Origin of the sequence: Psychroflexus salis (assembly GCF_014640175.1) — a bacterium.
Classification (GTDB): Bacteria; Bacteroidota; Bacteroidia; order Flavobacteriales; family Flavobacteriaceae; genus Psychroflexus; species Psychroflexus salis.
Genome location: NZ_BMGL01000014.1, coordinates 36,714 through 50,671, shown reverse-complemented (window position 1 = coordinate 50,671; position 13,958 = coordinate 36,714). Strand labels below are relative to the sequence as shown.

13 protein-coding genes are annotated in these 13,958 nt (G+C 32.9%); 7 read left to right on the top strand and 6 right to left on the bottom strand.

Annotated features, from left to right (window positions below; translation table 11 throughout):
- Positions 1-112: 112 nt before the first annotated feature.
- From ctlX to IEV63_RS11765, 3 genes are read right to left on the bottom strand one after another with little or no spacing between them, the layout of a single operon-like run.
- Positions 113-1,051: a citrulline utilization hydrolase CtlX gene (gene ctlX, locus IEV63_RS11775; protein ID WP_188407015.1), complete on the bottom strand. Its 939-nt coding sequence runs from the start codon at positions 1,049-1,051 to the stop codon at positions 113-115.
- Position 1,052: 1 nt separating this feature from the next.
- Positions 1,053-1,967, bottom strand: coding sequence for a dimethylarginine dimethylaminohydrolase family protein (locus tag IEV63_RS11770; protein ID WP_188407014.1), 915 nt, complete (start codon positions 1,965-1,967; stop codon positions 1,053-1,055).
- Positions 1,968-2,003: 36 nt separating this feature from the next.
- Positions 2,004-2,672, bottom strand: coding sequence for a peptidoglycan DD-metalloendopeptidase family protein (locus IEV63_RS11765; RefSeq protein WP_188407013.1), 669 nt, complete (start codon positions 2,670-2,672; stop codon positions 2,004-2,006).
- 244 nt (positions 2,673-2,916) lie between these two features.
- On the opposite strand from IEV63_RS11765, the gene IEV63_RS11760 reads away from it, so the two are divergent.
- The 7 genes from IEV63_RS11760 to IEV63_RS11735 all read left to right on the top strand — a co-directional run bounded on the left by IEV63_RS11760 (position 2,917) and on the right by IEV63_RS11735 (position 11,526).
- Positions 2,917-3,429 (top strand): Xre family toxin-antitoxin system antitoxin, encoded by a 513-nt coding sequence (locus IEV63_RS11760; protein ID WP_188407012.1) that lies wholly within the window; start codon positions 2,917-2,919, stop codon positions 3,427-3,429.
- Positions 3,429-3,887: an RES family NAD+ phosphorylase gene (locus IEV63_RS11755; RefSeq protein ID WP_188407011.1), complete on the top strand. Its 459-nt coding sequence runs from the start codon at positions 3,429-3,431 to the stop codon at positions 3,885-3,887. Before IEV63_RS11760 ends, IEV63_RS11755 begins: the two co-directional genes overlap by 1 nt.
- A 64-nt stretch (positions 3,888-3,951) precedes the next feature.
- A complete protein-coding gene (locus tag IEV63_RS11750) occupies positions 3,952-5,037 on the top strand; it encodes a DUF3810 domain-containing protein (protein ID WP_229737244.1) in 1,086 nt (361 codons plus the stop codon).
- A 109-nt stretch (positions 5,038-5,146) separates the two neighbouring features.
- Positions 5,147-6,154: an amidase family protein gene (locus IEV63_RS13020; protein ID WP_229737243.1), complete on the top strand. Its 1,008-nt coding sequence runs from the start codon at positions 5,147-5,149 to the stop codon at positions 6,152-6,154.
- Positions 6,155-6,202: 48 nt separating this feature from the next.
- Entirely contained in the window at positions 6,203-6,781 is a 579-nt protein-coding gene (locus tag IEV63_RS13015; protein WP_229737242.1) for an amidase, read from the top strand.
- Positions 6,782-7,178: 397 nt separating this feature from the next.
- Complete coding sequence (locus IEV63_RS11740; protein ID WP_188407010.1) at positions 7,179-10,211, top strand: amidohydrolase family protein; 3,033 nt, start codon at positions 7,179-7,181, stop codon at positions 10,209-10,211.
- Positions 10,212-10,221: 10 nt separating this feature from the next.
- Positions 10,222-11,526 carry an amidohydrolase family protein gene (locus IEV63_RS11735; protein ID WP_188407009.1) on the top strand — a complete coding sequence of 435 codons (1,305 nt, stop codon included), beginning with the start codon at positions 10,222-10,224 and terminating at the stop codon, positions 11,524-11,526.
- A gap of 181 nt (positions 11,527-11,707) precedes the next feature.
- Here IEV63_RS11735 and dnaJ read toward each other — a convergent pair whose 3' ends face one another.
- From dnaJ to IEV63_RS11720, 3 genes are all read right to left on the bottom strand, one after another.
- The gene (dnaJ, locus tag IEV63_RS11730; RefSeq protein WP_188407008.1) at positions 11,708-12,823 is read right to left on the bottom strand and encodes a molecular chaperone DnaJ; all 1,116 of its coding nucleotides are present in this window, start codon (positions 12,821-12,823) and stop codon (positions 11,708-11,710) included.
- A 15-nt stretch (positions 12,824-12,838) separates the two neighbouring features.
- The gene (locus IEV63_RS11725) at positions 12,839-13,507 is read right to left on the bottom strand and encodes a nucleotide exchange factor GrpE (protein ID WP_188407007.1); all 669 of its coding nucleotides are present in this window, start codon (positions 13,505-13,507) and stop codon (positions 12,839-12,841) included.
- Between the two features lie 133 nt (positions 13,508-13,640).
- Positions 13,641-13,955: a DUF3467 domain-containing protein gene (locus IEV63_RS11720; RefSeq protein WP_188407006.1), complete on the bottom strand. Its 315-nt coding sequence runs from the start codon at positions 13,953-13,955 to the stop codon at positions 13,641-13,643.
- Between the last annotated feature and the right edge of the window lie 3 nt (positions 13,956-13,958).

Sequence of the window (13,958 nt, the reverse complement as noted above, 5' to 3'; positions counted from 1 at the left end):
TTCATTAGATTGCAATTTAATAAGTTATTGTAGTATGTAAACAAAAGCTATCTAGCCAAAAGATAAAAGCTCGAGTTTTTAATTGCAGGCTATTTAATTAACCAACTGTTTTCTATTTTTTTGGCAGAAAAACTTCGGCTAACATACAACGCGCACTTCCACCTCCATTTACTTCAATAGTATTTAAATCTGCACTTAAAATTTGGGTGTGTTTTTCAATTTCAGCAATTTGACTTTTTGTTAAAGAATCGTGTGCAGTTTTACTCATAATCAAATAAGTTTGATTTGAAGTTGAAGATTTTACTTGCAACATATTTCCAGCAAATTGATGCATTTGAGCTTCGGTAATGTCTATAATTTGCTTTCCATCTTGTTTTAACGAATTGGCTACTAATTTACGTTGGCTTTTATCGTCGATACTAGCCATACAAATTACAGCAAAATTTTCGGCTAAGCACATCATTACATTGGTGTGGTAAATAGGTAAGCGTTTAGCATCTACACTTTGGTTTGCCTGAAAAATTATAGGTGTAAACTCGAAATCTTCGCAAAATTCAAGTACTAATTCTTCTTCTGCTCTTGCTGAAATAGTACAATATGCTTTTCGATTTACGCGGTCTAAAATTAAGCTTCCTGTTCCTTCTAAAAATAAATCTTCTTCTTCAGCCGAAGTATAATCTACAATACTTTCAATTGTAAAACCTTGTTCTTCGAGTTGAAGCAAAACTTCTTCTCGGCGTTCCCTGCGTCTATTTTCGGCAAACATAGGATACAAAGCCACCCTTCCATCTTGGTGAAAAGAAATCCAATTATTAGGAAACAAAGCATCTGGAGTATCTAATTTTGGATCATCTTCAACTACGGTTACATGAATATCTTTAGACTTAAGCAATTCTACGAAAGCATCGAATTCTGTTTGTGCTTTATGGTTGGTTGCTAAGTGAATATCTTCGGTTTTACGTTGAAAATAATTGTTTACTGCTGTTTCTTCATTCATTCTAAATGAAGCAGGGCGAATCATTAAAACGCTATCGGTTATTTGTTTTTTCATATTAAGCTCTAATTAGTGGTAAGGTTGAACAACGAAGCAATCCTTCTTGTTTGGCAATTTCTCGATACGAAACTTCTTCAACTATAATGTTATGACTTCTTAACCAAGTGTTTAATCCTGTAAAATAGCGATCTGAAATTACTACATCTTCAGCAATGGAAAAAATATTACTCGTCATTTGATACATTTCTTCTGCATCGATTTCAAATATATTTTCTTTTCCGAAGAAATTTACTAACCATTGATATTCCGCTTCGTCTAAAAACCCATTTTTATGAATAATGGCTTTATTTTTTCCTACTGGCTGAAAACAGCAATCCAAATGCAGTGCGTTAGCCTTTGCATTGTTATTGCTTTTTCTTAAGTTGAAAGATTTTACTTTTTTTTCTGGAAATATATTTTGAATGGCTTTTACAGCTTCAATATTAGTTCTAGCTGTTATATAGTCTGAATAATCTTTACCACGATAAGTGCCGATGAAAATATAATCGCCATGAGGCATAATATCTCCACCTTCTATATGGCAATCTTCTGGCAAAACAATTACATTTTCAGGATTCATTTGATTAATTACATAATGAATAGCTTCAATTTCTTGTTCCCGATCGGGCAAAATATTGGCTCTAATAAATTTGTCTTCGATTACAAAACCGATGTCTCTCGCAAATATTTGATTGTAATTTTCAATCTTTTTAGGTCTAAACACATCTACATTGTATTTTCTTAAAACAGCCGCAACTTGTTCCATTTCTTCAATCATATCTATTTCTTTAGGATAAGCTCCTTTTTTTATAAATTCGATAGATTTTGGATCGTAAGCTTCTTCTATGCTTGGTACAGGCCCATTGGAGTTAGCTATACCTAAAATAACAGCCTTTAAGCGTGAAGTTTCGTTTTGAATATTCAGTTGCATCATGTGTAATTACTATTTTGCAAAAATAGGTAAATTTACTTAGCTATTTGTTAATGAAAGAGTCGGTTTTGGTGAGTTGTTTGCGAAGTCTTCAATTTGATAGGCTGTACATACGCCAGGATAATCTACTGCATCTTTGGGTAAATTCAAAATCCATTGAAAATGAAGGTGTGGTACGTAATTTCCATTTTCATATTTCCCACCTAAATTACAAAACACTTCGTCTTTTTTTATTTTGGAATTAATTTTCAACGATAACGAAGCTTTACTTAAATGACCATACAGACTGAAAAAAGAAAAATCTTTAAATTGATGTTTTAAAATGATGGTTCCGCCGTAGTTTCCTTCTCCTTCGTTATAATGAGCAGAATGTACTATTCCATCTAAAGGAGCTAGAATTGCTGTTCCAGCTTCAGCCCAAAAATCTAAACCTAAATGTATATTTCGTATTTGATTTGAATTAAACAAAGTCGAATTTGCATATAAATTCCTTTTTTCTAAATATCCACCATACAAAACTTTAGCTTTTTCTTTTTGCTGAATTTTACTCAAATACAATTGAAGCTCTTCATGATTGGCAGGGTTTACAGCAAACTTGCTAAGTGCATCTTCACTTAAATCTACTTTAGCATAATCCGTTAAGCTTTGTACACTTTCTATCAATAACAATTGAATATTTAATTGTTTTAAGACCTCAATAAACTGCATAGTTTTAAATTATAATTCTTCTATAAGACTTATAACTGAAAGGAAAGTTTAAGCATATAAAAGCAAATATAAGTCCTACTTTTACATGAATGATTAGCGTCTTAGAAAACATAGCTAAAACAAACTGGTATAGTATAAATAACACCTAAACTAGCTAGAGTTTAAAAAGTAAAATGAAAAAATATTTGATTATTTTAAAAACTCAAAGAAAAAAGTCTTATATTCGTAGACAAATGTCTTTATTATGGAGCCAAAAAAATATAAAACTAATCCAACAAAGCTTAAAGCAGTTCAAGAAGCTTTGGTTAGTTATGTTGAAGAAATCGATTCATTATCACAGCATAACTTTAGTGCAAAATTAAATTATTCAAATTTTTTTGAAGACAAAATGCTTATTATTCAAGCTATAAAGCAAGGTATTCCTTATTCACTATTCAACGAGATTAAACAAATTACCCCATTTACCGAAGATGATTGGGCTAACTATTTAAATGTTTCCAAAAAAACACTTCAACGCCACAGCAACGAAGAAGATTATATTTTTAAACCCATTCATACCGAAAAAATTATCGAACTGGCAGAAGTTACACATTTTGGCAACTCAGTTTTCGATACCCAAGAGCAGTTTTATTTATGGCTCAACACGCCTAGTTATGCACTAAGCAACTTAAAACCCGCCGAGCTCCTTAATGACTCTTACGGTAAGGATTTAGTTATGGCCGAGTTAAACAGAATAGAGCACGGAATTTTTGCCTAATGCATGTATTTAGATTATCTAGAAAAAAATACGCTAACCAATTAAATGGTCGTGGTGCTGCTAAGTTTGGTAATCGATGGAATTCCAAAGGAATTGAAATTATTTATACTGCAGAAAGCAGAGCTTTAGCGATGGCTGAAGTAATTGTGCATTTAAATTTAGCTAGTTTACCCAGTGATTTTATGATACTCAAAATTGAAATTCCAAACCAAATAAAAATCAAAAAATTAGCTATAAAAGAACTAAGCAAAAACTGGAATTTGTTTCCGCAACATATGGAAACCCAAAAATTAGGCGATGCATTTATCGATGCTTCTGAAGCTTGTATTTTAAAAGTACCATCGGCTGTAGTACAAGGCGATTTCAATTATTTAATTAATCCTCATCATCCTGATTTTAAAAAAATTAAAATTACAAGTCTTGCGCCCTTCCCTTTTGATCAAAGAATTTTTAAGTAATTTACACTTAATTAAAATATTATGTAAACAAATCGGTTATAAACACTGTAAAAACTAACTGGTATTGAAAATAAAGACGAAACAAAATCAAATTTCCAAATCAACTAAAATTTGGGTGTATGTGCTGCCCATATTTTTCGTTTGTATCCAAATTTTATCTCAATTTCCATATTTTGTTGAGACGGTATATAGTAGAAAGATTTATACTTTAATTCGAAGTGTTTTTCATTTTTTATTAAGTTGGATTCCCTTTTCAATAGGAGATTTATTTTACATTATACTAATTGCATTAGCCATTCGATTTATCTTTCAGTTAATTCGGAAAAAATTCAAAAATTGGAAACAAAATTTAGTTATTGCCATTGCTTTTATTTCAAAAATATATGTGCTTTTCCATTTGTTTTGGGGCTTTAATTATTACCGAGTTCCTGTACACGAACAGCTTCAAATAAGGAACGATTATAGCACATTTGAATTAATCGACTTTACTGAAAAAATAATTACTAGAACCAATAAATTGCATCAAAATTTAAAAGCAAATGACTCGCTTGCGGTGAATTTTAAGTACAATCACCAAGAAATTTCAGACTTAATTTTCAGTGGAATTGAATCTGTAAATGAACCAAAACTTAATCTAGATTATGGAAAACAGAATCTTAAAAAATCGCTTTTTTCGCTTCCACTTACCTACGGCGGTTTTGGTGGGTATTTAAATCCGTTTAGCTTAGAAGCGCAATACAACAGTAATATTCCTTCATTTAAATGGCCAACCACCTTAACTCACGAAGTAGCTCACCAAATGGGTTTTGCCAAAGAAAATGAAGCTAACTTTATTGCATGTTTAGTAGGCATGCATCATACTGATGAAAGCTTTAAATATGCCACCCATGGTTTTGCATTAAAAAAGTGTTTACAAGAAATTTATATTCGAGACCCACGTGTTTTTGAAGAGTTAAAACAATGTGTAAATTATGGTGTTCTAGAAAATTACCGAGAATTGCAAGAATTTTGGTTGGATTACCAAAACCCGATTGAACCTATGTTGAAACTAATGTATGGCTCATACCTTAATTTAAATAATCAACCTGAAGGCATGGATAGTTATTCGTATGTAGTGGCCTTATTAGTAAATTACGACTTTGGTTTTTAACTAAAGTGGCCTTATTAGTAAATTACGACTTTGGTTTTTAACTAAATAGGTGTTTTTTAACCTATTTCATTTTTTAAAGTCCTAAAGTTGAAATTAAATTCATTTGAAGATGAAAAACAAAAAAATAATAGCAATTATTTGCTTAGCCACTTTATTACTAGCTTGTAAAAAAGAAAAAACATATCCATCATTCAACAAATGGCAAGCTTATGATGAAACGGAATTGATTGAAGAAAGTCAAAAAAATGAAAACCCAAGTCTTCGTTATAAACTCATACAATCTAAAATCAGCGATAAAAACGATTTACTGAATGTAGTGCAACCACAACTGGAAAATTTTACTGAAGATACCTATAAAAAAATCGCTCCTTTTGTTTTTGAAAAAAGCATTGCCGAAATTCAAGAATTTATTGAAGCTGATAAAATTTCTTATAAATTATTAACCCAATGGTATTTATACAGAATTGTGATTACTGAAACCAATGCAGACTTAAGTTTAAATGCAATTATTAGTGTAAATCCAAATGCTGTTAAAGAAGCTGAAAAGTTGGACAAAAACAAAGCCAACAAACAACATCCTATTTTTGGGATGCCAATTGTATTGAAAGACAACATCAACACAAAAAACATAAAAACCACTGCTGGAGCGGCTTTTTTAATTGATCATCAACCCAAAGAAGACGCAACAATTGTAAAACATTTAAAATCGAATGGAGCAATTATCCTTGGAAAAGCAAACCTTAGTGAATGGGCTAATTTTTTATGTGCTGGTTGCCCTAATGGGTATTCTGCAGTTGGTGGTCAAACATTAAATCCTTACGGAATTCGAAAATTCGACACTGGCGGCTCTAGTTCAGGAAGCGCTGTAAGTACGGCTGTAAATTATGCTGTTGGCGCAGTTGGAACCGAAACTTCTGGTTCTATTTTATCTCCTTCTAGTCAGCAATCTGTAGTAGGTTTAAAACCAACTTTAGGAAGTTTAAGCCAAGATGGAATTATACCAATTTCGAGCACATTAGACACCCCAGGACCCATTACTAAAAACACCTTAGACAATTTTATTTTGTATGATGCTATGCAAAATAAAAATAGTGAATTTAAACTTCATCTTGAATAAGAAATACAAGCTCCAAATCAAATTCGATTAGGAATTATTGAATCGCTTATGGAAGATTCTTTATACCGAGAAACCGTAATTAAGCTTGAAGAAGATGGATTTCACATTGAATTAATTTCGCCAGAAAATATGGATTTTAGTGGTTTTTTAGAATTGCTAAACGGAGATATGAAAAGAGACTTAGCTTCCTATTTTAAAGAATTTAAAACTAAACCGAAAACGTCTGAAAATGTAAAAGATGTAGTGGAATTTAACAAAACAGATTCTATAAATTATATACCTTATGGACAAGCAAGGTTAGATGGAATATTAGCACAAAATTTAAGTGATGAACAAGTAGATTCTGTTCGGATTAACTTACTAAATGCAGGAAAAACATATTTTGAAACCCATTTTAAAAGCCATCAACTTGATGCGATTTTATCTATTAATAATTACCACGCAGGACAAGCAGCAGTTGCAAAATATCCAGCAATTACTGTACCAATGGGTTATAAAAATACGGGTGAACCACAAGGTCTGACTTTTATTGGAAAACCAAATCAAGAAGAATTACTTTTAAAATTGACTTATTTATTTGAAAAAATTGAAACTAAAAGACAAAGGCCTGAAAAGTACATACTATAAAACAATCTTTATTTTATTAGAATTAGTGCATGAATAAAACACCATCAACCACTAAAATAATCCTTGGAGTTAGTGGATTGATTATTGTAATTATGAGTGGAAATTTAAGTAAGTTTCGTTATTTTAATAATATTGAAATCTACATCTATGTTTTCTTTTTGATTGTGGGAATTCTACTTGTTTTACCTTTAGTAGTTAACCTTTTTAAATCCAAATCAAATAATAAAAATAAGTTGTGAAACCAAGTTCTTCAAATTTCGCAGCCACAATCAAGCAAATTTTAAACTACAATTTCATAAATCCCATGTTTATTAAAGAGTTTGAATACAATATTTTCATTAACCTTATCATTAAACCATTTTATCTTATTTTAGTCCAAATTTGAAATCTTTAATTTATGCGCAAACTATTTTTACTCATATTGTTTTGCTTTTCAGCTTCGCTTTGGTCTCAGGATTATTTCCCAACCAACTTAGGTGTAAAAATAACCGACTCAAATCCTGTTGCCTTTACTGAAGCAATTATTCATGTAAATGCAAACGAAACAATTGAAAATGCTACCTTAGTTATTCAAAAAGGAAAAATTTTAGCAATTGGAAAATCGGTTGAAATCCCTGAAAACGCAATTGTATTTAATTTAAACGGCAAGCACATTTATCCTTCATTTATAGATTTATATTCCAACTTTGGAATGCAGGATATAAAAAGAGTATCTTCGGGCGCACAATACGAAGCCAACCGAAAAGGCTATTATTGGAACGATCATATTAGGCCAGAACAACATGCTGTAGATTACTTCAATTTTGATGAAAAATCTGCCAAAAACCTACGAGAAGCCGGTTTTGGAATGGTTAACACGCATTTACAAGACGGTGTAATTCGAGGAACTTCAATGCTTGTTGCGTTAACAGAAGACGAAAGCAACACCAATAAAACCATTGTAAATAACAAAACTGCTCAATATCTAGGATTTTCGAGAAGCAAACAAACACGCCAATCTTATCCCAGTTCTATAATGGGGATGACGGCACTTCTGCGCCAAACCTACAACGATGCGAATTGGTATGCAAAAGGAAACATGAGTGAAAAGGATTTAGCCTTAGAAGCTTTGTTAGAGCAACGAAATCTACCACAAATTATACATGCAGGTGATTACTTAAATGTGTTAAGAGCAGACAATGTTGGCGATTTATTCAACATTCAATATACTATTGTGGGTGGTGGAGATGAGTACAAACGCATTAACGAAATTAAAGCCACCAATGCAAGATTAATTTTACCTGTTAATTTCCCAGATGCTTACGATGTAGAAGATCCATTTATGGCAAATTACGTCAGTTTAGAAGAAATGAAACACTGGCAACACGCCCCACGTAATTTACAACATTTAGCAGAAGCTGGTATAGAATTCGCCATAACTTCAGCAGAATTAAAATCGCCTAAAGCGCTTCATAAAAAAATTCAAATTGCAATTGAAAAAGGTTTGGACGAAAAAATTGCCTTGCGTGCACTAACCGAAGTTCCCGCTCAAATTTTAGGCATGGAAAACCAAGTTGGTAGCTTGAAAAACGGAATGGCCGCTAACTTCATTATTACATCTGGAAATGTATTCGATAAAGAATCGAACATATATGAAAACTGGATTCAAGGAAAAAGAAACATTATTAAAGATGATGATTTACCTAAAATTGAAGGAGATTACACCTTAAATTTTCAGAATAAAAAAATTGAAATCAACATTAAAAACAAATCGGGTAAGTATAGTTTAGAAGCCAAAAAAGACAGTTTAAAATTAGGAGCTAAGATTGCTTTTGAGAAAAACTGGTTAAATTTTATGCTTACTGAAAGTGACTCAGCTTCAACTAAAATGAATCGTTTTAGTGCCTACGTTCCAGATGCTTCAACTGAAATTAAAGGGAAAGTAATTTTGTTTAATGGAGATGAAACAAGCTTTATAGCTTCTAAAAAAGAGACTGAAAAAAATGAAAAAACTGACAATTTAGATAAAACTGAAAAAGATAAAGCTTCAGAAAACAAAACAGAAAACGATACTTATGTAAGTGAAATTACATTTCCAAATATTGCCTTTGGTAAGACTTCACCTAAACCAAATCCAGAGCGCATTTTAATTAAAAATACAACTATAATTACAGGTGAAGATGTTGGTACACTAAAAAATGCCGATGTTTTATTACGCGATGGAAAAATTTATAAAATAGGGAGATCATTAAGCGATAAAAAAGCAAAAATAATCGATGGAACCGATAAATTTTTAACCGCTGGAATTATTGATGAGCATTCGCATATTGCGGCAAGTTCTGTAAATGAAGGTGGTCACAATTCTTCTGCAGAAGTAACAATGGAAGATGTAGTAAATCCAGATGATATTTCTATTTATCGTGCTTTGGCCGGTGGAGTTACAACCACTCAACTCTTGCATGGTTCTGCCAATCCAATTGGTGGTCGTTCGGCTATTTTAAAAATGAAATGGGGCGCGTCGCCAAAAGATATGATTTACGAAGACAGCCCAAAATTTATCAAATTTGCTTTGGGTGAAAACGTGAAGCAATCCAACTGGGGTAGCCGAACTCGTTTTCCACAAACCCGAATGGGCGTTGAGCAAGTTTTTATAGATTATTTTTCGAGAGCTAAAGCTTATGGCGAATTAAAAGCTTCTGGAAAACCATATCGTTTTGATGACGAAATGGAAACTTTACTGGAAATTTTAAATGGTGAACGCTTTATTTCATGTCACTCTTATGTACAAAGTGAAATTAATATGTTAATGAAAGTAGCCGATCAGTTTGGTTTTACAGTAAATACCTTTACGCATATTTTAGAAGGTTATAAAGTAGCCGATAAAATGAAAGCACACGGTGCTGGCGGTTCGACTTTTAGCGACTGGTGGGCTTACAAATATGAAGTTAACGATGCGATACCCTATAATGCAGCTTTAATGCATAACGAAGGTGTAGTTACAGCAATTAATTCTGACGATGGCGAAATGATTAGAAGATTAAATCAAGAAGCTGCAAAAAGCATGAAATATGGCAGAATGAATGCTGATGATGCATGGAAGATGGTAACTTTAAACCCAGCTAAACTGTTACACATAGACCACCGAGTAGGTTCTGTAAAAGAAGGAAAAGAAGCAGATTTAGTACTTTGGACGCATAATCCGCTTTCTATTTATGCTAAAGCAGAAAAAACTTTAATTGGTGGTGTAATTTATTTTGATTTAGAAGAAGACAAAAAACAACGCAAAGCTTTAAAAGAAGAACGAGCGAAACTTATTGCTGAGTTATTAAAAGCTAAAAATAGCGGCATGAAAACGCAAGCAGTTGTAAAAAAGAAAGAACGCGAATTACATTGTAACTCTATGGACAGCTTTTTAGATGGAGAATTCACAGAAACGCAACACCACCACTAAAATTAAAATTATGAAATTTATACCGTTATATATCTGCGCATTTTTAGTTGGAATACTAAGTTATGCACAACAAACACCAGCTCCAGCACAAAGCCAAGAAATTATTATTATTGGTGCAACCGCACATTTAGGCAATGGAGAAGTTATAGAAAATTCTGTTATTGCTTTTAAAAGTGGCAAACTAACTGTAGTAGCTTCTGCCGAAGAAAAAAATCTAGATGCATCTAATGCACAAGTAATTTATGCAGAAGACAAACATGTTTATCCTGGTTTTATCGCTCCAAATTCAACTTTGGGATTAGTAGAAATTGATGCAGTCCGTGCCAGCGACGACGAAGATGAAGTAGGAAGTTTTTTACCGCACATCCGTAGTATCATCGCTTACAATACCGAAAGCAAGGTTGTAGAAAGTATGCGCCCTAACGGAGTTTTATTGGCACAAGTAACACCACGAGGTGGCCAAATTTCTGGAACATCTTCTATAGTTCAATTAGATGCTTGGAATTGGGAAGATGCCATAGTAAAAAAAGATGATGGAATTCATTTAAATTGGCCAAAGCGTTTTGTAAAAAAAGGAGCTTGGTATGATCCTAAGGTAGGTTACAAAGCCGATGAAAAATACGACGAGAAAGTGCAAGAAATCTACAGCTTTTTTAAGCAAGCTAAAGCTTTTGCAAATCAGCCAGAAGCTTTATTAAACTTACCTATAGGTGCAATGCAAAAGTTATTTAATGAAGAGCAAAAACTGTATATCCATACCGATGCTGAAAAAGATATTTTAGATGCTTTACATTTTAAATCCGAATTAGGTCTTAAAAATGTTGTACTAGTTGGTGGGAAGTATGCTCATAAAGTAGCCGACCAATTAATAGAGCATCAAGTACCTGTTTTAGTTGCTCGTGTACATGAAACTCCTGAAGCAGATGACGACGATTACGATTTACCATACAAGTTGCCTAGGCTTCTTCATGAAGCTGGTGTTTTAGTAGGATTAGAAAACAGTGGACAAATGGAGCGCATGAATGCGAGAAATCTACCATTTTATGCTGGTACAGTAGTTGCGCACGGTTTAGAAAAAGAAGAAGCTTTACAACTTATAACTTTGAACACCGCAAAAATTCTAGGAATAGATAAACAAGTAGGTAGTTTAGAAGTAGGTAAAGACGCCACTTTATTTATTAGTGAAGGCGATGCCTTAGATATGATGGGTAACATTTTAACGCATGCTTTTATTAATGGGCGTGAAATAAGTTTAGAAACACACCAAACTGAATTGTATGAGCGTTATAAGAAAAAATATGCTGAGCAAAAGTAAATTTTAAATTGAAATTAAATAAAAAATTAAACCCTGCAAGATTTAAAAAATCTTGCAGGGTTTTTAATAAAACAAAACCCACCCTTGGCTAGCCTAGGATGGGAAAAAATTGCTATGAAAAAGAAAAACATCGCTTATGAGCGATGTTCAAATATATATAATTTAGTGTTAATAACGAACACTATGAAAACATATCTTTGACTTTTTCAAAAAATGACTTATCAGATTTTTGTGGGTCAGGTATGAAATTTGAGTCATCTTTCATTTTTTCGAAAAAGTTTTTTTGTTCTTTTGATAGAGCTTTAGGTGTCCATACATTAATATGAACTAACAAATCTCCAGAGTTATAAGCGTTTAGTTTAGGTAAGCCTTTGCCTCGTAATCTTAGTATTTTACCGCTTTGTACCCCTGGTTCAATTTTAATGCGAACTTTTCCATCAACGGTTTCAATTTCTTTGCTTCCACCTAAAGCAGCATCTGCAAAACTTACATATAAATCGTAGTGTAAATTTTCTCCATCTCTTTGTAGACTATTGTTTTCTTCAACTTCTATTAAAACAATTAAATCTCCTGCAACGCCACCTGGGGCTTCGTTACCCTTACCGGGAACCTTCATTTGCATTCCGTCTTCTACTCCAGCAGGGATTTTTATACTTACTGTTTCTTCTTCAATTTTTAATCCATGAGCGTCAGTTCCTTTACCACGCTTATCTAATTGTTTACCGCTACCACTGCAAGTACCACAAGTAGTTGCAGTTTGCATTCTACCTAAAATAGTGTTAGTAATTTTAGTAACCTGTCCAGAACCATTACAGGTAGAACAAGTTGTATAGGTTGTATCGTTAGCTTGTTTTTTTCTAGAAACTTTAACCTTCTTCTCCACGCCCTTTGCAACATCTTTAAGTTTTAACTTAACCCTAATTCTTAAGTTGCTTCCTTTGGCATGTCGTCGTTGTTGACCTCCGCCAAAGCCACCAAAACCACCGAAGCCACCACCGCCGAAGATATCACCGAACTGACTAAAAATGTCATCCATATCCATACCTCCGCCGCCAAAACCGCCGGAACCATCAAAAGCGGAATGACCAAACTGATCGTATTTAGCCTTTTTTTGTGGATTGCTCAAGATTTCGTAAGCTTCGGCTGCCTGTTTAAATTTAGCTTCAGCTTCAGCATTATCTGGATTTTTGTCAGGGTGGTATTTGATAGCTAGTTTTCTGTATGCCTTTTTAATTTCAGTTGCAGTTGCATTTTTGCTAACACCTAATACTTCGTAATAGTCTCGTTTAGAACTCATATTATTTTTTCTAAATTATTTACCCGTTACCACTTTTGGATAACGAATTATTTTTTCACCTAGGGTATAACCTTTTTCTACAATATCAATGATTTTACCTTTAAGCTTCTCTTCTGGTGCTGGAATTTGCGTTATGGCTTCATGCAAATCTCCATCAAAAGTGTCTCCAATTTTTACTGACATTTCTTCAAGTCCTTTTGCCTTTAAAGTATCCTTTAATTTGGAATATATTAATTCAACACCTTTAACAGCATCTTTATCATCAGATTTTGAAATTTCTTTTAGAGCACGATCAAAATCATCAATTACTGGAAGCATAGATTGCATAACTTCTTGGCCTGCAGTTTTAAAAAGCTCAAGGCGCTCTTTACTTGTTCTGCGTTTATAATTTTCAAATTCAGCGAAAAGACGCAAATATTTATCTTTCTGCACGTCTACTTCTAACTTTAATTTTTCTTCAACTGTTAATTCTTGCTCTTCTTTAACTTCAGTTGCATCTTCCTTAGCCTTGTTGTCCTCTGTATCTTCTTTCAATTGCTCTGTAGCATCAGAATGCTTAGTGTTTTCATTTTCAGAAACTTCATCTTTAACTTGGTTTTCATCGCTTTGGTTAGCTGATTTAGTAGAGTTTTGATTTTCTTCAGCTCCAGCCTTTTCTTTATCTATAGTATTATTTTCAGACATTTTATACAATTTTATAACTAATAATCAAAAGCATTGCCAGTTACCTAAAAATGCCAAAGTGTCATTCACAACACTGAAGTTACAAATGACACTTTGGTATTAAAAAAACTCGGTTTTCACCGAGTTTTTGTTGTTAAGCTTGACCAGTTGGACCGAAATTAAGCGGAATACTATGCTTTTCTTGTTCTTCTATTTTACCATTCGCATTTTCAAAACGATGAATGTTATCATTCAAAGCTTTAAGCAATCGTTTTGCATGCTGTGGAGTAAGAATTATTCTAGACTGAACTTTGCTTTTAGGAGTACCAGGCATTACATTTACAAAATCTAAAACAAACTCTGTAACTGAATGATTAATGATAGCCAAATTACTGTACTTTCCTTGAGCAGTTTCATCATCTAATTGAATGTTTAGCTTTTTCTGCTTATTTTCTTTTTGGTCGCTCATAAA

Excerpts from the sequence above, each read along its gene's own strand:
- IEV63_RS11760 (WP_188407012.1), top strand. The coding sequence starts at position 2,917 with ATGGAGCCAAAAAAATATAAAACTAATCCAACAAAGCTTAAAGCAGTT.
- IEV63_RS11770 (WP_188407014.1), bottom strand. The coding sequence starts at position 1,967 with ATGATGCAACTGAATATTCAAAACGAAACTTCACGCTTAAAGGCTGTT.
- IEV63_RS11735 (WP_188407009.1), top strand. The coding sequence starts at position 10,222 with ATGAAATTTATACCGTTATATATCTGCGCATTTTTAGTTGGAATACTA.
- IEV63_RS11725 (WP_188407007.1), bottom strand. The coding sequence starts at position 13,507 with ATGTCTGAAAATAATACTATAGATAAAGAAAAGGCTGGAGCTGAAGAA.
- dnaJ (WP_188407008.1), bottom strand. The coding sequence starts at position 12,823 with ATGAGTTCTAAACGAGACTATTACGAAGTATTAGGTGTTAGCAAAAAT.
- IEV63_RS11755 (WP_188407011.1), top strand. The coding sequence starts at position 3,429 with ATGCATGTATTTAGATTATCTAGAAAAAAATACGCTAACCAATTAAAT.
- ctlX (WP_188407015.1), bottom strand. The coding sequence starts at position 1,051 with ATGAAAAAACAAATAACCGATAGCGTTTTAATGATTCGCCCTGCTTCA.
- IEV63_RS11765 (WP_188407013.1), bottom strand. The coding sequence starts at position 2,672 with ATGCAGTTTATTGAGGTCTTAAAACAATTAAATATTCAATTGTTATTG.
- IEV63_RS13015 (WP_229737242.1), top strand. The coding sequence starts at position 6,203 with ATGGAAGATTCTTTATACCGAGAAACCGTAATTAAGCTTGAAGAAGAT.
- IEV63_RS13020 (WP_229737243.1), top strand. The coding sequence starts at position 5,147 with ATGAAAAACAAAAAAATAATAGCAATTATTTGCTTAGCCACTTTATTA.
- IEV63_RS11720 (WP_188407006.1), bottom strand. The coding sequence starts at position 13,955 with ATGAGCGACCAAAAAGAAAATAAGCAGAAAAAGCTAAACATTCAATTA.
- IEV63_RS11740 (WP_188407010.1), top strand. The coding sequence starts at position 7,179 with ATGCGCAAACTATTTTTACTCATATTGTTTTGCTTTTCAGCTTCGCTT.